Source organism: Piscinibacter sp. XHJ-5 (genome assembly GCF_029855045.1).
Classification (GTDB): domain Bacteria; phylum Pseudomonadota; class Gammaproteobacteria; order Burkholderiales; family Burkholderiaceae_C; genus Albitalea.
In genome coordinates this window covers 6,340,423-6,361,336 of the sequence record NZ_CP123228.1, presented here as the reverse complement: position 1 = coordinate 6,361,336, position 20,914 = coordinate 6,340,423, and the positions used below count along the sequence as shown (strand labels likewise).

The window sequence follows — 20,914 nt, the reverse complement described above, 5'->3', positions numbered from 1 at the left end:
TGCTGCTTCCTATAATCGACCGACTGCTTCGAGGCCCACTGCGGCGGCCGACTCCTAATGAACCCAGAATTCAAGCCCCAAGAGATCGAGCGCGCCGCGCAGGACGACTGGAACGCGCGCGAGGTCTACCGTGTGCGCGAGGACGCCGCCAAGCCCAAGTTCTACGCCTGCTCGATGCTGCCGTATCCCAGCGGCAAGCTGCACATGGGTCACGTGCGCAACTACACCATTGGCGACATGATGGGCCGCTATCGGCGCATGAAGGGCTTCAACGTGCTCATGCCGATGGGCTGGGACGCCTTCGGGTTGCCGGCCGAGAACGCCGCCATCGAAAAGGGCATCGCGCCGGCCGAGTGGACGCGCCACAACATCGCCGACATGAAGTCGCAGATGCAGCCGCTCGGGCTGGCGTTCGACTGGTCCCGCGAGATCGCCACCTGCGACCCCGAGTACTACCGGTGGAACCAGTGGTTCTTCCTGAAGATGCTCGAGAAGGGCCTCGCCTACAAGAAGACGCAGGTCGTCAACTGGGATCCGGTTGACCAGACCGTGCTGGCGAACGAGCAGGTGGTCGACGGCAAGGGGTGGCGCAGCGGGGCGCCGGTGGAGCGGCGCGAGATCCCGGGCTACTACCTGGCGATCACACACTACGCCGACGAGCTGCTGGCCAACGTCGCCGACCCGCAGTCTGCGGGCTATCTCAGCGGATGGCCCGAACGTGTGCGCCTGATGCAGGAGCACTGGATCGGCAAGAGCGAAGGCGTGCGCTTCGCCTTCACGCACGACATCCGCGATGACAGCGGTCAGCTCATCCAGGACGGCCGCATGTGGGTCTTCACGACCCGCGCCGACACCATCATGGGCGTGACCTTCTGCGCGGTTGCCGCGGAGCATCCGCTGGCCGACCATGCCGCCCGCCACAACCCGAAGCTGGCCGCCTTCATCGAAGAGTGCAAGAAGGGTGGCACCAGCGAGGCCGAACTGGCGCTGAAGGAAAAGGAGGGCATGCCCACCGGCCTGTTCGTCACGCACCCGCTGACCGACGAGAAAGTCGAAGTCTGGGTCGGCAACTACGTGCTGATGGGCTACGGCGACGGCGCGGTGATGGGCGTGCCGGCGCACGACGAGCGCGACTTCGCCTTCGCCAAGAAGTACGGCATCGACCTGCTGCAGGTCATCGAAGTCGACGGCGAGGACGAGTTCAGCTACGACCACTGGCAGGACTGGTACGCCGACAAGCAGCGCGGCGTCACCATCAACTCCGACAACTTCAGCGGCATGCCTTACCAGGTGGCAGTCGATGCGGTCGCCAAGGCGCTGGTCCACAAGAGATTGGGCGAGAAGAAGGTGACGTGGCGCCTGCGCGACTGGGGCATCAGCCGCCAGCGCTACTGGGGCACGCCGATTCCCATCATCCATTGCCCTTCGTGCGGCGATGTGCCGGTGCCCGAGAAGGACCTGCCGGTGCTGCTGCCCGAGGATCTGGTGCCCGACGGCTCCGGCAATCCTCTGAACAAGAGCGAGAAGTTCCTCAAGGTCGCCTGTCCGCGCTGCGGCCGAGACGCGCAGCGCGAGACCGACACGATGGACACCTTCGTCGATTCGGCCTGGTACTACATGCGCTACTGCTGCCCGGACAACCACCAGGCGATGGTCGACACGCGCAACGATTACTGGATGCCGATGGACCAGTACATCGGCGGCATCGAGCATGCCGTGCTGCACCTGCTCTATGCGCGGTTCTGGACCAAGGCGATGCGCGACATCGGGCTGGTCAAGTTCGACGAGCCGTTCACGCGCCTGTTCACCCAGGGCATGCTGCTCAACGAGTCGTTCTACCGCGAAGCCGGACCCAGCAAGGTCCGCTGGTTCTATCCGAGCGAGGTCGAGATCAGCTACGACGACCGCGGCCATCCGGTGGGTGCGGTGGCACGCGAGGATGGCCAGCCGGTACTGCTGGGCGGCATCGAGAAGATGTCGAAATCGAAGAACAACGTCGTCGAGCCCAAGGACATCATCGCTCGCTTCGGCGCCGACACGGCACGGCTGTTCACCATGTTCGCCGGCCCGCCCGACCAGAGCGCTGCGTGGTCCGACAGCGGCGCGGAAGGCTCGCACCGCTACCTGCGCCGGCTTTGGAACTTCGGCGTGAAGCACGCCGAGCGCATCCGCGACGCCGGCGCCGTCCACGACGGACTCAGCGCCGGCGCGAAGGGCCTGCGGCGCGAGGTGCACACGCTGCTGCGCCAGATCAGCCACGACTACGACCGTCTGCAATACAACACCGTAGTCTCCGGCGCAATGAAGCTGCTCAATGCGCTCGAAGCAGCCGAGCTGTCCGGCACGCCGGCCGATGCCGCCGCGCTGCGCGAAGGAGTCGGCGTGCTGTTACGCGCCCTGTATCCCGCCGCCCCGCACGTCACCTACGCGATGTGGGGCGAGCTCGGCTTCGACCAGGCGCTGGGCGATCTGCTCGATGCACCCTGGCCGCAGATCGACGAGGCAGCGCTCGTCCAGGACGAGATCGAGTACGTGCTGCAGGTCAATGGCAAGCTGCGCGGCTCGATCAAGGTGCCATCTTCCGCGGACAAGGCGGCGATCGAGGCAGCCGCCCTCGCGAGTCCGGACTTCATCCGGTTCTCCGAGGGAAAGCCGGTGCGCAAGATCGTCATGCCGCCGGGACGACAGCTCATCAACATGGTGGTCTGAGCGCGTGGAGAACGAGCCTTGAAGCCCGCGCGCCGCCGGCTCCTCGCGGCCGCTGCGGCGGCCGTGCTCGCCGGCTGCGGCTTCGAGCTGCGGCGGGCGCCCCAGCTTCCCTTTCGCACCATCGCGCTGAGCGGCTTCGACCGCTTCTCGCCGCTGGCCGAGGAGCTGCGCATGAACATCAACGCGAGCCCGACCACGCAGGTCGTCGAGGCGGCGTCGCAGGCCCAGGTGGTGATCGAGGCGCTGGTCGATGCACGCGAGCGCAGCGTGGTGGCCAGCACGGCGGCCGGCCAGGTGCGCGAGCTGCAGCTGCGCGCCCGGCTGCAGTTCCGCCTTCGCAATGCGGCCGGCCGCGAGCTCATCCCGGCCACCGAGATCGTGCTCAGCCGCGACATGAGCTACAGCGAGAGCCTCGCCCTGGCCAAGGAGCAGGAAGAGGCGCTGCTCTACCGCTCGATGCAGAGCGACATCGTCGCGCAGGTCATGCGGCGCCTCGCCGCGGTCCAGGGCATCGTCTGATGCAGATCCGCCTCGATCAGCTCGGTGCCCATCTGCAGAAGGGCCTGCGCCCCCTGTACACGCTGTGGGGCGACGAGCCGCTGCTGGCCCAGGAGGCAGGCGACGCCATCCGCTCCGCGGCGCGGGCTGCCGGTCACACCGAGCGGCAAGTGCACACCGTCAGCGGCGCGTACTTCAACTGGAGCGGCCTGCTCGGCGCGGCGCAGGCCATGAGCCTGTTCGCCGACAAGCAGCTCATCGAGATCCGCATCCCTTCCGGCAAGCCGGGCAAGGACGGCTCCGAAGCGCTCCAGCGCTATTGCGAGACGCTGTCCGATGACGTCGTGACGCTGGTGCAGCTGCCCCGCCTCGACCGGCAGCAGCAGGCGAGTGCATGGTTCGCTGCGCTCGATGGTGCAGGCCTGTCGATCCGCATCGACCCGGTCGAGCGCAAGGCTTTGCCGCAATGGATTGCCCAGCGGCTGGCCGCGCAAGGGCAGCGGGTGCAGTCCGGCGAGCCAGGTCAGCAGTCGCTCGCGTTCTTCGCCGACCGCGTCGAAGGCAACCTGCTGGCGGCGCATCAGGAGATCCAGAAGCTGGCGCTGCTGTATCCGGCCGGCGAGCTGGCCTTCGAGCAGATCGAGGCTGCCGTGCTCAACGTGGCCCGGTACGACGTCTTCAGGCTCGGCGAAGCAGTGCTGGCCGGCCAGGTGGGGCGCGCGCTGCGCATGCTCGACGGCTTGGAGGCCGAAGGCGAGGCTGCGGTGCTGGTGCACTGGACGCTCGCCGAGGACATCCGGGCGCTGCGGCGCGTGAAGGACGCCATGGCTGCGGGCAAGCCGCTGTCGCTGGCGCTGCGCGACGCGCGCGTCTGGGGCGTGAAGGAACGGCTGTTCGAACGCGCCGTGCCGCTGATGACCGACAACGCGCTGGCGCAGCTGCTGCATGCGGCCCAGATCTGCGATGGGCTCGTCAAGGGCCTCAAGCATCCCGATTGGCCGCTCGAGCCCTGGGAAGGCCTGAAGCGGCTGGTGCTCATGACGGTGCAATGGACCGCTGCGGCGCCGGGGGCCGGCAGCCGCCGGGCCGTCGTGCCTCGCCTCGCGCTCGGTCCGGTTCAGTAGCCGCGCGCGCGGTTCACGAGGTGCAGCGCGGCGCGGCCCGCGCGGACCGCGCGTACGTTGTCGGCTGCGACCCGCGCCGCGCTGCGCGGGTCGGTCTGCGCCGCCACATGAGGCAGCAAGGTGATGCGCGGATGCCGCCAGAACGGATGCTCCGGCGGCAGCGGCTCGGTGTGGAACACGTCGAGAACGGCATGCCGCAGCCATCCGCTGTCCAGCGCGTCCACCAGGTCGGCGTCGACCACGTGGGCGCCGCGCGCCAGATTGACCAGGGCGGCTCCCGGCTTCATTTGCGCCAGGCGACGCGCACCGAACAAGCCGTTCGTTGCCCGGGTCAGCGGCAGCAGGTTGACGACGATGTCGGCGGCGGCGAGCGTCGCGGGCAGCGCGGCTTCGCCGACGGTCGAGCGCACGCCGGCGACGGCAGCGTCGTGGGTGCTCCAGCCCCAGACTGGATAACGGTTCGCGGCCAACCGAAGCGCCACCGTGCGTCCCATCTGGCCCAGCCCCAGCACCGCGATCAGCACTTCGTCCGCGCGGCGCTGGGCGTGGACACGCCATTCGCCCGCTCGTTGCTGGGCGGCGTAGTCGAAGAAGCCGCGATGCAATGCCAGCACCGCCCACAGGGCGGTCTCGGCCATCGCTTCGTTCATTGCCGGGTCGACCATTCGGGCCAGCGGCACGTCGACTGGCACGGTCGGATCGGCCAGCAGCCGGTCGACGCCCGCCCACAGCGACTGGATCAGGCGAAGCCGCGGAAGGCCGGCCAAGGCGCCCGCCGGCGGGTTCGCCACGATCGCGATGTCGACGTCCTCGGTGGGCGCGTCCAGCAGCCGTTCGTCGGGCAACTCGGCCTGCAGCAGGGCGCGCCATGACGCGCGTTCGTCGGGGTCGGCGTCGATCGCGAGCAGAAGGGCCATGGCGCAAGAGCCTATCGCACACCGGTGCGGCTTGCGCCCGTCTTGTAGGACGCCATCACCGTTGCGACTGCGGGTTTTCCGACCGTTAGAGAACGTATCCATGCGTACACTCGTTTTCGTCCGGGGGAGTCAGTCGGGAGACACAGGCCACAAGGAGCCAACCGTGTCTCAGCCGTTCGCAGCGCGTTCGCGTTCCCATTTGCTCGTGCTTTTCTCGGCCGTCAGCGCCCTCACCGCTTGTGGCGGGGGCGGGGGCGGAGGAGGCGACCCGGGAGGCTTCGCCGCGCCGCCCCCGCCGACAGCCCCGCTGACCTACGCCGACTGCGTGCAGAACCCCACCGGCACCGACAGCACTTATCTCAACTCGTTCCGGCCGCGGCGCGTGTGGGAGGCGGCGACCTTCGAGGGCGAGGCCGTCACCGCCCGCAAGGAGTACGCAAGCTCCGGCACCACGCCGACGCGCATCTGGTACTACAAGTACGACTCCGCGGCGCAGACGGTCGCGACGGTCGGACACGAGGAGCTGAACACGTCCGGGACGGTGACCTTGCGCGAGCGCTTCACCGGCTTCGTCAACGGCATGCTGGCCGCCGGGCAGACCGAGACGGTGAACTACACCGTCACCACGCTCTTGCCGGCGGGACAGGCCGACCGCAGCGAGCGGCTCACTCTCACATACGACGGCAACGAGGTCATCACGCTGCCCGGCGGACGGGTCGACACCTGCAAGGTCACGGCAACGCTGGCCAGCGTGTCCGGCGGAACGGCCACGCAGATCTCGGTCGAGTCGCTGAACCTGGCGCGCGGACTGGGCTTCGTGAAGAGCTACTACAAGCCCACACTGAGTTCGTTCAGCGACCGCAATCAGACCTACCTCACCGAGCTCGTGTCGACCAACGGCTCGATCAGCTATCAGGCGGACACGGCGGACACGGCTCCCGGCCTGACCGCATGCAGCGCCGTGGCGAACAACGCCAACTTCGTCATCACCGCGTCCACGCAGTCTGAAGCCAACAACGCGTTCCGGTCGACGTCGAGCGCGACGTTCAACGGCACCGCCGCCTTTGCCGAAGACAGGCGCAACGCGGCCACCAACAATCGCACGCAGACCGACTACTTCGACGCGGGCGTCGGCTACCTGCGCTCGCTCGGGTTCAGCATCTACGGCAGCACGGGCAACCTGCTGGTGCAGTCGGTGACCCAGACCGGCCGGCCCGACCTGCGGCAGACGCCGCCGCTGTCCACCGTGAACTACAGCGAAACCTTCACCGTCATCGTGCCCGCAGGCGGCGGATCGAACACCAGCAACGACAGCTTCACGTTCGAGGGATACGCCAAGGTCACCACGCCGGCAGGAACGTTCGACACCTGCCGGGTGCGCTTCGACTTCAGCGACGGTGTCTCGCAGACCTTCTGGTATGCGCCAAACCTGCATTGGGTCCGGCTGGAGACGCGAACGGGCGGGGTGCGCACGACCCGCGAGTTGATTTCGCGGTAGAAGCGGGGTGCCTCAGCGTTGCACGCGTGGCAGCAGCAGGGCGAGCGCGTGCACCACGGTCTGGCGGCGCACTGCCGCACGGTCGCCCTCGAGCTGGAGCAGGGTCGGCACGGCGGCTTCGCCGCGTGTGCCGACGGCGACCCAGACGGTGCCGACCGGCTTGCCGGGCGTCGCCCCGCCGGGGCCGGCGATGCCGGTCACCGCCACGCCCACCTGCGCCGGGCTGCGCGCAAGCACCCCCTCGGCCATCGCGCACGCCACCTCGGCGCTGACGGCGCCATGCCGGTCGATCAGCTGCGGCGGCACGTCCAGCAGGTCGGACTTCGCTGCGTTCGAGTAGCTCACGATGCCACGCTCGAACCAGTCGCTGGAGCCGGCGATCGACGTGCACGCGGCAGCGATCAACCCCCCGGTGCACGACTCGGCGCTGGCCATCATCCAGCCCCGCAACCTGAGCGCCGCGGCCAGCGCTTCGACCGCCCTTGCGGTGTGCTCGTCCAGTTCGCTCACAGCCATCTCCATACGGCGAGGACGACCAGCGTACACAAGGCGGCGACCAGATCGTCGAACAGGATGCCGAAGCCCTGCCGCCAGCCGACCGGCTGCCCGCGCCGGCCCTTGAAGAGGCGATCGGCCCAGGCGACGGGACCGGGCTTGGCCGCGTCGAAGGCGCGGAACAGGGCAAAGGCGGCCAGTTGCATCCAGCCCCCGGCCGGCATGACCAGCCACAGCACCAGCCAGAAGGCGAGCACCTCGTCCCAGACGATGGCGCCCGGGTCCGCGACGCCCAGGTGACGCGCGGCGACCGTGCAGGCCCACCAGCCGACGAGCAGGCTGCCGGCCAACAGCAGCGCCCAGCGCAGGTCGCTCATGTGCGGACGCATCACCAGGAACGCCAGCCAGGCCCACAAGGTTCCGACCGTGCCCGGCGCGACCGGCGACAGGCCACTGCCGAAGCCTAGGGCGATCCAATGCGCCGGATGCCGCAGCAGGAAGCGCACGTCGGGCTTGACGGGCGCCGGGCGCACCGGAGGATGCAGCGCGTCGTCGGTCATGGTCGGAAGTGATCGAAGGAGCCGAAGGTGTCCGCCACCGCCACACGATGGCGATCGACGAGACGCAGTCCGGGCTCGGCGTCGATGCGGCCGATTCGCGTCACGGGCACGCCCGCCTGCGCCGCGGCTTCGTGCACTGCCCGGTCCTGGCGCGGCGGCGCCGTGAACAGCAGCTCGTAGTCGTCGCCGCCGGCCAATGTGCAGACACGCTGCCATTCGGGCGCCTGGGCCGCCAGCGCGTCGCTGCGCGGCACGGCGTCGATGTCGACCGTGGCGCCGACGGCCGAGCGACGCAGGATGTGCCTCAGGTCGCCGAGCAGACCGTCGGAGATGTCGATGGCGCTGTGGGCGAGCCCGCGCAGCGCAAGTCCCAGCGACACCCGCGGCTGCGGCAGCTCCATTGCCGCACGGACCGCGTCGAAGCGCATGCCTTCAAGTGCAAGATGGCCGCGGAAGACCTCGAGCGCAAGTCGTGCGTCGCCGAGGCTGCCGCTCACGTAGAGATCGTCGCCCGGGACCGCCCCCGAACGCAGCAGCGCCGCGCCTGCCGGCACTTCGCCGAAGGCGGTGATGCAGATGTTGAGAGGCCCTTGTGTGGTGTCGCCGCCGATCAGCTCGCAGTCGTGGGCATCGGCCAGGCGAAGCAGCCCGCGGGCAAAGCCGTCCAGAAAGACTTCGTCGACACGTGGCAGCGCAAGCGCCAGCGTGAACCCGAGCGGCCTCGCCCCGCATGCAGCCAGGTCGCTCAGGTTGACCGCCAGCGCCTTGTGGCCGAGCCGCTCCGGGGCGACGGTCGACAGGAAGTGACGCCCTTCGACGAGCATGTCGCTCGACGTCGCCAGCTGCATGCCGGCAGTCGGCGCCAGCAGTGCGCAGTCGTCGCCGACGCCCAGTGCGGCGCGGCGGACCTCGCGCGTGAAGTAGCGGGCGATCAGGTCGAATTCGCCGAGCGACATGGGACAGTGGGAGGACGCGGCACATGCCGCACGCGGATTATCGGCGGCGAGGTCAGCCTTCGTGCCCGCGCAACGCGTTGGCCAGCTCGACGGCGGAGCGCACTTCCATCTTCTCGAAGACGCGTGCCCGGTGAACCTCGACCGTGCGCACGCTGATGTCGAGCTCGTCGGCGATCAGCTTGTTGGGCCGGCCTTCGACCACCAGCCGCATCACGTCCCGCTCGCGGTCGGTGAGCTCGGCCAGGCGGCGTGCCACCACGTCGGCCTCGCGCCGTTTCAGGATCGCGGCGGAACTCTTCGCGAGGGCCTGCTCGATGCGGTCGACCAGCGCGTTGTCGGCGAACGGCTTCTCGACGAAGTCGAACGCGCCACGCTTGACGGCCCCGACCGCCGTCGGCACGTCGCCGTGGCCGGTGAGAAAGATGACCGGCAGCGCGTCGAGCAGCTTGCGCTCCACCAGCCGCTCGAACAGCACCAGGCCGCTGGTGCCGGGCATGCGCACGTCGAGCAGCAGGCAGCTCGGCGACATGGGCCAGCCGGCTGGCCGGCCTTCGAGCATCGCCTCGAAGGCTTCGGCGCTCGGGAACCCCTCCGACAACAGCCGGCGCGAGCGCAGCAGCCAGGCCAGCGCATCGCGCACGACGTCTTCGTCGTCGACGAGGTACACGGTGGGCAGGCCGAGGCGGGGATCGGGGGACGGCGTCATGTCGAGGTGGTGTGGGCCTGCTGCGGTCCGCCGTGCGCAGCGGCGCGTCGCTCGGGCGAATCCGCTGGAAGCGTAAACCGGAACTCGGTCAGCGCGCCAGTCCCTTCGGGGTCCGGCACGCTGCCGAAGTCGAGCGCGCCGCCGTGCTGCTCGATCACCGTCCGGCACAGGCTGAGGCCGAGCCCCATGCCTTCCTGGCGGGTGGTGAAGAACGGCGTGAACAGGCGCTGCGCGACCTCTGGAGGAACGCCGCATCCGTGGTCGACGACGCTGAACGTCACCCAGCGAGGGTGGCTCTGGCGCACGCGGATTCTCAATTCACGCTGCTCGGTCGGCGTGGGCCCCTCCATCGCCTGGATGCCGTTGCGGGTGAGGTTGAGCAGCACCTGCTCGACCATGGTCCGGTCGCACACGACGCGCGGCATCGGCGTGGCGATGTCGACCTCGACCCGGGTGCCGCTCTTGCGCGCCTGCAGGCGCACCAGCGGCAGCACGGCTTCGATCAGCACGTCGGCGCGCACGGCCTCGTGCACCTGGTCGCGTCGGCGCACGAAATTGTGCACGCTCTTGATGACCCGGCCAGCCCGCTCCGCCTGCTCGGCGATGCGCTCCGCCGCCTGCTTGAGCATCGCCGCGGTGTCGGCGTCGTGAGTGCCCGACCGCATCAGGTTGAGCGAGCCCGCGGCGTAGCTCGCGATCGCCGCCAGCGGCTGGTTCAGCTCGTGGCTCAGCAGTGACGCCATCTCGCCGACGGTGGCCAGGCGCGCCGTCGCCTGCAGGCGCTCTTGCTGCTGGCGGGAGATCTCTTCCATCCGGCGCTGGTCGCTCACGTCGAGCACCGCGCTCATCCAGCCGGTGTGGCGGCCGGTGCCGTCGACCAGCGGGGCTTCGAAGATGAGCACCGCGAAGCGCTCGCCGTTGCGGCGCTGAAAGGTGGTTTCGAAGCCTTCACGCGCCTGCCGCGCCCGTTCGCTGGAGCCGGCGGCCGCGAGTCGCACCGCCTGCCGGCGCGCGTATTCGGGCGCCAGCTCGGAGGGCCAGTAGGGGGGTGTCGTGCGACCGATCATCTCCTCGGCGCTGAAGCCCACCATCTGACAAAACGCCGGATTCACATAGGTGACGCGGCCCTCGAGATCGCGCGCGCGCAGGCCGGTGACCAGCGAATCCTCCATCGCCTTGCGAAACGCCAGGGACTCCGCCAGGGCCCGTTCCGCGCTGGCGCGCTTGCGAACGTCGCGCACCAGCAGTGCGACCACGCCGCCGAGCGCCAGCGACAGCCCCAGCACGAGCGCCACCGCGAGGTTGGGGATCAGCTGCGGACTGCCGGCGGCACTGTCGACGCGGAATTGCAGCGTCGCTCCAGGCAGGTCGATCAGACGTTCCGAGCGGTAGACGCCGGCGCCGCGCATCAGGCCGACGCGCGCAAGCCGCGTCCCGTCGCCTTCGATGAACGACAGCTCGTGGTGCCGCAGCACGTCCGGTCCGACGGCTTCGGACAGCACGCCGCTCAGCGCGAAGGTGGCGGCGAGAAAGCCCTGCACCAGTCCGGCCTGCTGTACCGGCAGGCAAACGTCCATCACTTCGATGCCCAGTCCGCCGCTCAGCGGCACGAAGTAGCTGCGGGAGAAGGCCGGGCCCGCCTGGCGCACGGCGGTGGTGCAGGCGACTTCGGTGTCCAGGTCGATCTCCTCGCGCTTGATGCGGGTGAAGAGCGCGGGCTGGTACGGCGATTCCACCGCGTCGACGATGCGGTGGTCGATGTCGCGCCGTTCGACGCGCACGATCTCGCGGTGGTTGCGCATCAAGTCGGCCGAGTCGATGCGCCACTGCGCCGGCGTGGGGTCGTTCCACAGGAGCGCCTGCAGGCTTTGCACGTCGCGCGACAGCGTCTGCTTGAGGTCGGACGCGACTCCGGCCGACACCAGCTCGACCTGCTCCTGCGCCCGGCTGCTCTCGTAGTTGAGCGTCAACCATACGAGCATGGACTGCGCGACCACGAGCAACGCCACGAGCGCACCCCACAGCAGGGCGCGCCGGCGGCGCGTGGACCCGGCGCCGAAGGTCGGCGCCGCGGGGACGGCAACGGAGGCGCTCATCGCCTCGAAAGTATTGCGTCGTTGCCCCGCCGCGCCGCTACGCAGTTTTGCGCATGAGGCGCGCAATCGCGCTCCTACAATCCCTCGCCCAGCGCCCACCACACGCGAGAGACCGCCATGTCCGACGACTACGAGCAAAAACGCGCCGAGCTGCGTCGCAGCGCCCTCGAGTACCACGAATTCCCGACGCCAGGCAAGGTGGCGATCGCCGCCACCAAGCAGCTCATCAACCAGCGGGACCTCGCGCTTGCGTATTCGCCCGGCGTGGCCGCCGCGTGCGAGGAAATCGTCGCCGATCCGGTCAATGCATTTCGCTATACCTCGCGCGGCAACCTGGTGGCCGTGGTCACCAACGGCACGGCCGTGCTGGGCCTGGGCGACATCGGACCGCTGGCCGCCAAGCCCGTGATGGAAGGCAAGGGCGTGCTGTTCAAGAAGTTCGCCGGCATCGACGTGTTCGACATCGAGCTGCAGGAGAAGAACCTCGACAAGCTGGTCGACATCATCGCAGCGCTGGAGCCCACCTTTGGCGGCGTGAACCTCGAGGACATCAAGGCGCCCGACTGCTTCTACGTCGAGCGCCGGCTGCGCGAGCGCATGAAGATCCCGGTGTTCCACGACGACCAGCACGGCACGGCGATCGTCGTCGGGGCCGCGCTGCTCAACGCGCTGAAAGTGGGCGGCAAGGACATCAAGTCGGTCAAGCTGGTCACCTCCGGCGCCGGCGCGGCGGCGCTGGCCTGCCTGGGACTGCTGGTCAAGCTGGGCCTGCCGCGCGAGAACATTTGGGTGACCGACCTGGCGGGCGTCGTCTACGAAGGCCGCACCGAGCTGATGGACGAGGACAAGGTCTTCTTCGCGCAGAAGACCTCTCTTCGCACGCTGGCCGAGGTCATCGCGGGGGCCGACGTCTTCCTCGGGCTGTCGGCCGGCGGCGTGCTCAAGAAGGAGATGGTCGCGTCGATGAAGGACAGCCCGATCATCTTTGCGCTGGCCAATCCCACCCCCGAGATCCTGCCCGAGGAAGTGAAGTCGGTGCGCGGCGACGCACTGATCGCGACGGGCCGCACCGACTACCCGAACCAGGTCAACAACGTCCTGTGCTTCCCGTACATCTTCCGCGGTGCCCTCGATTCCGGCGCCACGACGATCACCGTCGAGATGGAGATCGCGGCGGTGCATGCGATCGCCGAGCTGGCGCAGGCCGAGCAGAGCGAGGTGGTCGCCGCTGCGTATGCCGGTGCGACGCTGAGCTTCGGGCCCGAGTACCTGATCCCGAAGCCGTTCGATCCGCGCCTCATGATGAAGATCGCGCCGGCGGTGGCCAAGGCGGCGGCCGACTCCGGCGTCGCGCTGCGGCCCATCGCCGATCTGGATGCCTACCGCGAGAAGCTGCAGAGCTTCGTCTATGCCTCGGGCACGACGATGAAGCCGATCTTCCAGCTCGCCAAACGGGCCGAGCGCAAGCGCGTTGCCTACGCTGAAGGCGAGGAGGAACGCGTGCTGCGCGCGGTGCAGGTCGTCGTCGACGAGAACCTCGCGCGGCCGGCGCTGATCGGTCGCCCTGACGTCATCGCAGCGCGCTGCGAGAAGTTCGGGCTGCGGCTGAAGGCCGGCAAGGACTACGACCTCGTCAACACCGAGCACGACGACCGTTATCGCGACTACTGGCAGACGTACCACAAGATGACGGCGCGCAAGGGCGTGACCGCGCAGCTGGCGAAGATCGAGATGCGGCGACGGCTCACGCTGATCGCCGCGATGATGCTGCACAAGGGCGAGGTCGACGGCATGCTCTGCGGCACCTGGGGCACGACGCATCTGCACCTGCGCTACATCGACCAGGTGATCGGGCTGCGCGAAGGCGTGAAGACGTACGCTTGCATGAACGGGCTGATCCTGCCCGGCCGCCAGGTGCAGCTCGTCGACACCCATGTCAACTACGACCCGAGCGCCGAGCAGCTCGCCGAGATCACCGTCATGGCTGCCGAAGAGATGATGCGCTTCGGGCTGCAGCCCAAGGCGGCGCTCCTGTCGCACAGCAACTTCGGATCGAGCGACCAGCCTTCGGCGGTGAAGATGCGCCAGGCGCTGGACATTCTTCAGCGCATCGCGCCGTGGCTGGAGGTCGACGGCGAAATGCACGGCGACGCGGCGCTTGACGCCGGCTACCGCCGAGAGCTCATGCCCGACAGCACGCTGACCGGCGAGGCCAACCTGCTGGTGCTGCCCAACATCGACGCCGCCAACATCTCTTACAACCTGCTCAAGCAGGCGGCCGGCGGCGGTATCGCGATCGGGCCGGTGCTGCTCGGAGCAGCCAAGCCGGTGCACATCCTGACCCCTTCCGCCACCGTGCGACGCATCGTCAACATGACGGCGCTCACGGTCGCGGACGCCAACGCGGCGCGCTGAACGGTCCGCCGGCCGACCAAGCACGTCCGGTGCCTGCACCGCAAGTGCGGCGCAATATCCGCCGGTGGCCGGTGGCTTTGTGACAATCGCGGGTCAACCTGCCCGTCGAGCCGATTGAGCCACAGCATCAGCGCTTCGTGCCTTGCTTCGCCAAGCTTGTCTTGAGTGTGTGCAGCTACTCACTCGCAGGCCGTATTGCACAAATTTGAGGCACAGGCTTGAGGTTTCGTGCCCGATTCGGTACCATCACGGTTTCAGGATTCAGGGAAAACCCGTGTCTCTTTCCGGCCAGGCGAAGGCGTGGCAAGCCCTTCACAGGGCGGGACTTGCGACCCCCTTCACTGGCGCCATGTCGGCGGCCCGTGAATGAAAGGGCCGAAGGTCCAGGACATCGGCGGCAAGGCCTGTGCGTTGCCGGCCCCAGAGGCGCAGACCACCGGTCGCGTGATGCGCGCTGGCGGTCGCATCCCCTACCCGAAGAATTTTTTACACCGTTGATCGCGGTGCGCTCTTGCCCAGCGCCTTTGTGATCGAGGGTGAGCAGATTTGTGTAACCAAGGAGGAACGAGACCATGCTTTTGCAGACCGTCCGTCCGAACATCGTCCAAGCGATCCGCGCGTATCGCGTGGAGGACTTGCAGCAGTCGGCGCAAGACGCCGGCCAGCATTTCCTCTACGCGAATCTGACGACGGCCCAATCCAAGCAAGAGGTGCTCGACGCCATCGCCGAGTCCTTCCTCTTTCCGGTCTCGTACGGCAAGAACCTGGATTCCCTCTACGACTGCATGACCGACCTCGTGCACAAGGCCGGCCAGCAGCCGGGCTTCGTGGTCGTGCTGGAGCAGTTGCCCGACAACCCCCGGTTCGATCGCGAGGCGCGCGAGCAGCTGCTCGATGTCTTCCGCGATGCCGCCGACTTCTGGGCGGAGCGAAAAATACCATTCAGGTGCTTCTATTCTTTTCAGTAGCCCGCTCCCAAGAACAAGGGTCATGGGAGCGGGCGACGGAAGTGGCCCAGAACGTCGCGGAGAAGCCGGCAAAGGCTTCCAAGAATGCCGCCAATGCCAGCTTCGGCATGAACATGCCGCTGATGAGCAGTGCCTTCGACACGGCGATGTGGCTCAACGCGGCTTGAGCCGGTTGCTCCACGAAAAAGGCGACCCTCGGGTCGCCTTTTTCATGAGTCGCTCAGCCTAGCGACTGCGCCAGCTGCAGATAGTCGGCCACCGGCACCTCTTCGGCGCGACGCTGGACATCGAAGCTGCCAACGAAGCCTCGTTCGTCCAGCCAACGTCCGAGGGTGTGGCGCAGCAGCTTGCGGCGCTGCGAGAAGGCGACGCCGACCAGCTCGCCCAGCAGCACCGGGTTCACTGGCGCGACTTGCAGCAGCGGGAGCATGCGCACCACGGCCGACTCGACCCGCGGCGGCGGCTCGAAGGCCTCGGGCGGCACGTCCAGCACGGACTCCACGTCGTAGCGCCACTGCAGCATCACCGACAGCCGGCCGTACTCCTTGCCGCCGGGACCGGCGGCCATGCGCTCGACAACTTCCTTCTGCAGCATGAAGTGCTGGTCCTCGACATGCTCGACCGCCCCGAGCAGATGAAACAGGATGGGCGTCGAGATGTTGTAGGGCAGGTTGCCGACCACACGAAGCGAGCGGCCGGCCTCGCGCGCCAGCGCGGAGAAGTCGACCTTCAGCACGTCCGCCTCGATGACCGTGAGCTCGGGCCTTCGACGCAGCCGGGCGGCCAGATCGCGGTCGAGCTCGATCACCGTGAGGCGCTCGCTGCGCGCGACCAGCGGGTCGGTCATGGCGCCGAGACCGGGACCGATCTCCACCAGCGCATCGCCCGGATGCGGGTCGATGGCTTCGACGATGCGATGGAGGATCGCGCTGTCCGTCAGGAAGTGCTGGCCGAAACGCTTGCGGGCGATGTGCTTCACGCGCTCAGGTCGGCGGCTCTCGCCTCTCGATGTAGGCGCGCGCCCGGAGGTCGCGCAGCCACTCGGCGTAGGCCGGCTCGAACTTCTGCTCGCGCAGGACATTGCGCGCCTGCTCGCGCTGCTGCTTGGCGTCGAGCGACACCTGGCGTCGCTCCAACACCTGGATCAGGTGCACGCCGAAGCGCGACACCACGGGGTCGGACACACCGCCCAGGGGCAAGGCGTTCATCGTTTCCTCGAACTCCGGCACGAACTGGCCGGGGTAGGCCCATCCGAGGTCGCCACCTTGCGCGGCGCTGCCGTCCTCGGAGTTCTCCCGCGCGAGCTGCTCGAACGTCTTGCTGCGTGCCACGATCTGCCGCTTGAAATCGCTCAGCCGCCCGATGGCCGCATCCTGTGACAGCTGGGCCGATGTGCGCAGCAGGATGTGCCGGGCGCGGGTTTGGGTGACCGAGAACGCGCCGGCCTCGCGGCGATCCACCACCTTCAGCGCGTGGAAACCAGCGCCCGTGCGCAGCGGCGTGGTCGCCACCTCGCCTGCCTTGAGCGAGCGCACGTGGGCGACGAAGACGTCGGGAAGCCGATCGGCGGGTCGCATGCCGATGACGCCGCCCTGCGCCCGGTTGGCATCCTCGGAGACCTCGCGCGCGACGGCCTCGAAGGCTTCGCCGGCCCGCACCCGCGCGAGCGCCGCGTCGAGGCGGGCGCGCCGTTCGGCCACCACGGTGTCGGTGGCGCCTTCAGGCACGGTCACCAAAATCTGGGCAATGTTGTATTCGATCGCGGCCCCGGCCTGCGCGCGCTGCTTGTCGAGCAGCGCGTCGATCTCGGCATCGGTCACGCGGATGCGGCCTTGCACCTCGCGCTCGCGGATGCGCTCGACCATGATCTGGTCGCGGATGTTGTTGCGGAAACGTCCGTAGTCGACACCGTCGGCGGCCAGCCTCTGGCGAAGCTGCGCCATCGTCACCTGGTTCTGCACCGCGACGTTGGCCACCGCGCGGTCCAGCTCGGCCTCGTCGACGCGCGCGCCGTTCTCGCGCGCATGGGTGATCTGCACCCGCTCGTCGATGAGCGCATCGAGCACCTGCGCGCGCAGCTCTGCCGGCGGGGGCAGCTTGGCACCTGCCCGGGTGGCGCTGTCGCGCACGCGCGCCAGGCGCTGCTCGAGCTCGCTGGCAGTGACCAGCTCCTGATTGACCACGGCGACGATGTAGTCGGCGGTCCGCGGAGCGGTACGCGTGCCGCCGGCAGCTTGCGCCCACGCCGCCGGCGCGGCCAGGCACAGGGCAGCAGCCAGCGCGGCGGCCAGGGCTTGGCGGGTCGAGCGGATGAGGACTTCAGTCATAGAACGTCGTGGTCGCGGGAGCGGGGCGGTCGTCGCGCAGCAGGCGATAACCGGGGATATTGTCCTTCAAGACCTGCAGCGGATTCGAGCCGAGGCGAGATAGGCCCACCAGCTCCAGCTGGAGCAGCAGGCGCGTCGTCGCTTCGCTGCGGCCGGTCGACAGGCGTTCCGCGACCACGCGTCCGATCCAGCAGCCCGCGTCGTACTCCACGCCCATGATCGAGTCGGTGATGCGGCTGTCGCGCATGCTGTAGTTGATGCGGCCCACCCCGTACCAGGTGCCCTTGCAACCCTTGGCGTCGGTCCGCAATGCGCTCCTGGGAGCGGCGGAAGACTCGTCAGGGACTGGTCCGTAGAGGGGCCACTGCCAGCCCAGTTCCAGCTGTTCGGTCAGGCCGCGTGCCAAACGGTAAGTGGCGTTGACGGTGCGAAACGGTCCGGGCGAGTAGCGCAAGCCGACGATGGAGCGCACCGTGCGCCCGATGTCGGGGCTGTACTGCACCGAGCCGTCGATGGTCCAGCGCGGGAAGAGGGTGCTCGATCCCAGCAGCAGCACGTCGGAGAAGCGCTGCGTGAAGGGCGGTCCTTCGGGGGTGATGCGCTGGTCGCGGAACAGATAGCGCTGCACGATGCCCAGGCGCACTGCCTCTGCGCCTGTCAGCGGGTCGAGCAGGCGGGTGGTGATGCCGGCGGTGATCTGGTTGGCATCGGAGACGCGGTCGACGCCGGAGAACACGTTGTCGGTATAGATCGACTCGAAATTGAAGTCCTTCGCCGCCGAGTCGAAGTTGGGCAGTCCCGACTGGTCGCGGAACGGCGTGTTGACGTAGAGCAGGCGCGGCTCCAGGGTCTGCCGCACGGCGCGGCCCAGCCAGGTCGTGTCGCGCTCCAGCACCCAGGCGCTGTCCAGGCTGAAGGTGGGGATGACGCGACTCGCGCTGCGCCGGCCGTCCTCCAGCGGGCGGTCGAGGGAATACGACGCGGCGTTCAGCGTCATGCGGGGGGTGAGCGTCCATCCCGGCGTGATCCACGGGCGGGCGATCGAGGCCAGCGCATGCACGCGCGTGCCGGTGGGTCGAGCCGGATCGACGATCTCGACGGGCTTGGCGAAACGGTTGAATTCGCCCTCGAAGGCGAGCTCGAAATCGCCGTAGCGGCGCAGCGTGCGCGCGCCGATCTGCGGCAGACGCTCGTACAGGTGCGTCACGAGAGCTTGCGGCTGCGCCTGCGCCGTCGACACCGCGGGGTCGATGGGACTCTCCGCGTTTTGCAGCACCTGCCAGCGCATCGCGCGCACATAGGTGGTCCAGTCGCCCAGCGGTCGCGTGGCGTTCAGTTCGGACAGCAGCAGCCGCGGCGTGAGGCTCGGCAGATCGCGCGGGAAGTCCTTCCAGTAGTCGTTGTCCGAAACGCGCAGCACGCGTGCCCGCAGTTGCGTGTCGCCGATCAGCGATGCGTCGTGCTGCCATGCGAAGGCATGCCGCTCGCGTCCGATCAGGCGGTCTTCGGGCATGAGGTCGAGATTGACCTTGCCCGTGTAGCGTGGCTCGAGGTAGCGGAACTCGCTGCCCAGCGATACGCCGCGCTTGACGCTGATGCCGGGGGTCAGGGTCGCGTCGCGGTTGGGCGCGATGTTCCAGTAGTACGGCACCGAGGTCTGCAGGCCGCTCTTGCTGTCGAGGTTGATGTTGGGGGGCAGCCAGCCCGACTTGCGCGCGTCGCTCAGCGGGAAGCTCAGCACCGGCGCGCCCAGGATGGGCACGCCCATGAAGCGCAGCACGGCGCCTTCCGCGATGCCTTCGTTGGCCTCGAAATCCATCTTCACCCGGCTGGTGGACAGCAGCCAGTCGGGGTCGCCGCTGCCGTCGGCCGGGCAACTGGTGTAGGTCGCGCCGATGGCGACGGCGCGCTGGTCGTCGATGAAGTCGATGCGCTGCGCCGAGCCGCCGGCGCCCGTGCGGCTGAAGTAGTAGCTCGGGTTGAGGAAGAAGCCTTCGAAGCGCTCGACGCGAAGCTGCAGCTCCGGCCCGCTGTAGATGTTGCCGTCGCGGCTGATTCGCACGCTGCCGCGCGCGATGGCCAGGTCTTCGGGATGGTCGTAGCTGAGACGGTCGGCGCGCAGGACGATGCCTCCGCGGCGGAATTCGGCGTCGCCTTCGGCGATGGTCTCGAGATCGGGGCGGCCGCGAATCTCGCGCGCGAGCAGCACGATCGGCAGCTTCTTGCCGGCGTCGCCGCGCAGCGGCGCGCGCAGCGTGGTCGACAGCTCCAGCGCGATGCCGGTATCGGGCACCTGCTGCGCGCCGGCGCCGCCGCCGAGCATCGCCAAGGCGGCGGCCACCGGCGCGAGGCGCGCAGGCGGCGTGCGGGGATCGGTGCGAGAGCGGCGCAGCAAGTGAGAACGAGCGCTGAGGAAAGCTCTGCCGACCGGGCCCGCCTGTCGACGTGCAGGCGTGGCGGGTGGCAGCGGCGTGGGGGCTGGTTTGTAGAATTGATTATCCATGAGGGTGCCGGCGTGGCGTGAGCAGCTGTCACCGTCGCCGCCTGAGTTTCCGGCCGACCCGCACCGACACGATGACCTCGACTCCCTCCTCCTCAGCCGCTGCCGCCATCGCGTGGACCGACGACGCACGCCGCGAGCGCTTCGATCGATGGCTTGCCGCGGTCGGGCCTCGCCATGGCCTGCAGCCGCAAACGCTTCGCTCGGCCTCCAGCGACGCCAGCTTTCGCCGCTATTTCCGCATCGTCGGGCAGGACGCGTCATTCATCGTGATGGACGCGCCCCCGGCCCACGAAGACGTGCGGCCGTTCGTGCACGTCGCGCAGCTGATGCACGCGGCCGGCCTGCATGCACCGCTCGTCGTGGAGCAGAGCGTCGACGAGGGCTTTCTGCTGCTCAGCGACCTCGGCTCCCGGCTCTATCTCGACGAGCTGAACGCGGCGGTCGCCGCCGGCGACACGGCGACGGTCACCCGGCTGATGCGCGACGCCATCGCATCGCTGCTGGTGTGGCAGCAGCAGGTGGACGCGAGCACCCTGCCGCCCTACGACGAGGCGTTGCTGCGCCGCGAGATGCAGCTCTTTCCCGACTGGTGCGTGGAGCGCGAATACGGGCGCACCTGGGGCGACGCGGAGCAGGCGCAGTGGAAGTCGGTGACCGATCTGCTGGTGCGCAGCGCGCTCGCGCAGCCCACGGTGGCCGTCCACCGCGACTACATGCCGCGCAACCTGATGACGAGCACGCCCAACCCGGGCATTCTCGATTTCCAGGATGCGGTGCGGGGCCCCATCACCTACGACGTCGCTTCGCTGCTGCGCGACGCGTTCATCAGCTGGGACGAGGAGCAGGAGATCGACTGGGCCGTGCGTTATTGGCAGCAGGCCAGGCAGACGGGCCTGCCGGTGGCCGACGACTTCGGCGACTTCTGGCGCCAGCTCGAATGGATGGGCCTGCAGCGCCATCTGAAGGTGCTGGGAATCTTCTGCCGCCTGAAGCACCGCGACGGCAAGCCGAAGTACAGCGAGGACCTGCCGCGCTTCTTCCGCTACGCCCACCACGTGGCGTCGCGCTACAACGGGCTTGGAGCGCTCGCGCGGCTCATCGAGCCGCTGATGGGCGAAACGCGCACGGACGTGTTCTTCTAG

At 68.6% G+C, this 20,914-nt stretch carries 17 protein-coding genes; 8 read left to right on the top strand and 9 right to left on the bottom strand.

The genetic code is table 11. The features are described 5' to 3' along the window. Positions 1 to 57: 57 nt before the first annotated feature. The 3 genes from leuS to holA are packed head-to-tail and all read left to right on the top strand — an operon-like array spanning position 58 to position 4,331. Positions 58 to 2,709, top strand: a complete 2,652-nt coding sequence (leuS, locus tag P7V53_RS30190) for a leucine--tRNA ligase (RefSeq protein ID WP_280153170.1) — start codon at positions 58 to 60, stop codon at positions 2,707 to 2,709. A gap of 18 nt (positions 2,710 to 2,727) precedes the next feature. Then, on the top strand, positions 2,728 to 3,228 hold the full coding sequence (gene lptE, locus P7V53_RS30185) for an LPS assembly lipoprotein LptE (RefSeq protein ID WP_280153169.1): 501 nt from the start codon (positions 2,728 to 2,730) through the stop codon (positions 3,226 to 3,228). Continuing rightward, positions 3,228 to 4,331 (top strand): DNA polymerase III subunit delta, encoded by a 1,104-nt coding sequence (gene holA / locus P7V53_RS30180; RefSeq protein ID WP_280153168.1) that lies wholly within the window; start codon positions 3,228 to 3,230, stop codon positions 4,329 to 4,331. The genes lptE and holA overlap by 1 nt, the downstream gene beginning before the upstream one ends. On the opposite strand, the gene P7V53_RS30175 is transcribed toward holA, so the two are convergent. After that, the gene (locus P7V53_RS30175; protein WP_280153167.1) at positions 4,325 to 5,248 is read right to left on the bottom strand and encodes a glyoxylate/hydroxypyruvate reductase A; all 924 of its coding nucleotides are present in this window, start codon (positions 5,246 to 5,248) and stop codon (positions 4,325 to 4,327) included. The two genes, holA and P7V53_RS30175, sit on opposite strands and share 7 nt — an antisense overlap. 205 nt (positions 5,249 to 5,453) lie before the next feature. Here P7V53_RS30175 and P7V53_RS30170 point away from each other — a divergent pair, with 205 nt between their 5' ends. After that, complete coding sequence (locus P7V53_RS30170) at positions 5,454 to 6,746, top strand: hypothetical protein (protein WP_280153166.1); 1,293 nt, start codon at positions 5,454 to 5,456, stop codon at positions 6,744 to 6,746. 12 nt (positions 6,747 to 6,758) lie between these two features. Here the strand turns inward: P7V53_RS30170 and P7V53_RS30165 are convergent, their stop codons facing one another. Genes P7V53_RS30165 through P7V53_RS30145 form a run of 5 tightly spaced genes read right to left on the bottom strand, consistent with a single transcriptional unit; the run spans position 6,759 to position 11,559 of the window. Next, on the bottom strand, positions 6,759 to 7,262 hold the full coding sequence (locus tag P7V53_RS30165; protein ID WP_280153165.1) for a CinA family protein: 504 nt from the start codon (positions 7,260 to 7,262) through the stop codon (positions 6,759 to 6,761). Next, on the bottom strand, positions 7,253 to 7,801 hold the full coding sequence (locus P7V53_RS30160; RefSeq protein ID WP_280153164.1) for a phosphatidylglycerophosphatase A: 549 nt from the start codon (positions 7,799 to 7,801) through the stop codon (positions 7,253 to 7,255). Before P7V53_RS30160 ends, P7V53_RS30165 begins: the two co-directional genes overlap by 10 nt. Continuing rightward, positions 7,798 to 8,757 carry a thiamine-phosphate kinase gene (gene thiL / locus P7V53_RS30155; protein ID WP_280153163.1) on the bottom strand — a complete coding sequence of 320 codons (960 nt, stop codon included), beginning with the start codon at positions 8,755 to 8,757 and terminating at the stop codon, positions 7,798 to 7,800. Before thiL ends, P7V53_RS30160 begins: the two co-directional genes overlap by 4 nt. A gap of 52 nt (positions 8,758 to 8,809) precedes the next feature. Beyond that, positions 8,810 to 9,463, bottom strand: a complete 654-nt coding sequence (locus tag P7V53_RS30150; protein WP_280153162.1) for a response regulator — start codon at positions 9,461 to 9,463, stop codon at positions 8,810 to 8,812. Next, positions 9,460 to 11,559, bottom strand: coding sequence for an ATP-binding protein (locus P7V53_RS30145; protein ID WP_280153161.1), 2,100 nt, complete (start codon positions 11,557 to 11,559; stop codon positions 9,460 to 9,462). Before P7V53_RS30145 ends, P7V53_RS30150 begins: the two co-directional genes overlap by 4 nt. Positions 11,560 to 11,676: 117 nt before the next feature. On the opposite strand from P7V53_RS30145, the gene P7V53_RS30140 reads away from it, so the two are divergent. From P7V53_RS30140 to P7V53_RS30130, 3 genes are all read left to right on the top strand, one after another. Further along, a complete protein-coding gene (locus P7V53_RS30140; protein ID WP_280153160.1) occupies positions 11,677 to 13,974 on the top strand; it encodes an NADP-dependent malic enzyme in 2,298 nt (765 codons plus the stop codon). Between the two features lie 572 nt (positions 13,975 to 14,546). Beyond that, a complete protein-coding gene (locus tag P7V53_RS30135) occupies positions 14,547 to 14,942 on the top strand; it encodes a barstar family protein (protein ID WP_280153159.1) in 396 nt (131 codons plus the stop codon). Further along, on the top strand, positions 14,921 to 15,109 hold the full coding sequence (locus tag P7V53_RS30130; RefSeq protein ID WP_280156666.1) for a hypothetical protein: 189 nt from the start codon (positions 14,921 to 14,923) through the stop codon (positions 15,107 to 15,109). Before P7V53_RS30135 ends, P7V53_RS30130 begins: the two co-directional genes overlap by 22 nt. Before the next feature lie 53 nt (positions 15,110 to 15,162). Here the strand turns inward: P7V53_RS30130 and rsmA are convergent, their stop codons facing one another. The 3 genes from rsmA to lptD are packed head-to-tail and all read right to left on the bottom strand — an operon-like array spanning position 15,163 to position 19,664. After that, on the bottom strand, positions 15,163 to 15,921 hold the full coding sequence (gene rsmA, locus P7V53_RS30125) for a 16S rRNA (adenine(1518)-N(6)/adenine(1519)-N(6))-dimethyltransferase RsmA (RefSeq protein ID WP_280153158.1): 759 nt from the start codon (positions 15,919 to 15,921) through the stop codon (positions 15,163 to 15,165). Between the two features lie 4 nt (positions 15,922 to 15,925). Continuing rightward, complete coding sequence (locus P7V53_RS30120) at positions 15,926 to 17,269, bottom strand: peptidylprolyl isomerase (protein WP_280153157.1); 1,344 nt, start codon at positions 17,267 to 17,269, stop codon at positions 15,926 to 15,928. Continuing rightward, positions 17,262 to 19,664 carry an LPS assembly protein LptD gene (lptD, locus tag P7V53_RS30115; protein WP_280153156.1) on the bottom strand — a complete coding sequence of 801 codons (2,403 nt, stop codon included), beginning with the start codon at positions 19,662 to 19,664 and terminating at the stop codon, positions 17,262 to 17,264. The genes P7V53_RS30120 and lptD overlap by 8 nt, the downstream gene beginning before the upstream one ends. Positions 19,665 to 19,843: 179 nt before the next feature. On the opposite strand from lptD, the gene P7V53_RS30110 reads away from it, so the two are divergent. Beyond that, entirely contained in the window at positions 19,844 to 20,914 is a 1,071-nt protein-coding gene (locus tag P7V53_RS30110) for a phosphotransferase (RefSeq protein ID WP_280153155.1), read from the top strand.

Bases quoted from the DNA above. Each gene is read 5' to 3' on its own strand.
- leuS (WP_280153170.1), top strand. From the start codon at position 58: ATGAACCCAGAATTCAAGCCCCAAGAGATCGAGCGCGCCGCGCAGGAC.
- holA (WP_280153168.1), top strand. From the start codon at position 3,228: ATGCAGATCCGCCTCGATCAGCTCGGTGCCCATCTGCAGAAGGGCCTG.
- P7V53_RS30175 (WP_280153167.1), bottom strand. From the start codon at position 5,248: ATGGCCCTTCTGCTCGCGATCGACGCCGACCCCGACGAACGCGCGTCA.
- P7V53_RS30165 (WP_280153165.1), bottom strand. From the start codon at position 7,262: ATGGCTGTGAGCGAACTGGACGAGCACACCGCAAGGGCGGTCGAAGCG.
- P7V53_RS30160 (WP_280153164.1), bottom strand. From the start codon at position 7,801: ATGACCGACGACGCGCTGCATCCTCCGGTGCGCCCGGCGCCCGTCAAG.
- thiL (WP_280153163.1), bottom strand. From the start codon at position 8,757: ATGTCGCTCGGCGAATTCGACCTGATCGCCCGCTACTTCACGCGCGAG.
- P7V53_RS30150 (WP_280153162.1), bottom strand. From the start codon at position 9,463: ATGACGCCGTCCCCCGATCCCCGCCTCGGCCTGCCCACCGTGTACCTC.
- P7V53_RS30145 (WP_280153161.1), bottom strand. From the start codon at position 11,559: ATGAGCGCCTCCGTTGCCGTCCCCGCGGCGCCGACCTTCGGCGCCGGG.
- P7V53_RS30140 (WP_280153160.1), top strand. From the start codon at position 11,677: ATGTCCGACGACTACGAGCAAAAACGCGCCGAGCTGCGTCGCAGCGCC.
- P7V53_RS30135 (WP_280153159.1), top strand. From the start codon at position 14,547: ATGCTTTTGCAGACCGTCCGTCCGAACATCGTCCAAGCGATCCGCGCG.
- P7V53_RS30120 (WP_280153157.1), bottom strand. From the start codon at position 17,269: ATGACTGAAGTCCTCATCCGCTCGACCCGCCAAGCCCTGGCCGCCGCG.
- P7V53_RS30110 (WP_280153155.1), top strand. From the start codon at position 19,844: ATGACCTCGACTCCCTCCTCCTCAGCCGCTGCCGCCATCGCGTGGACC.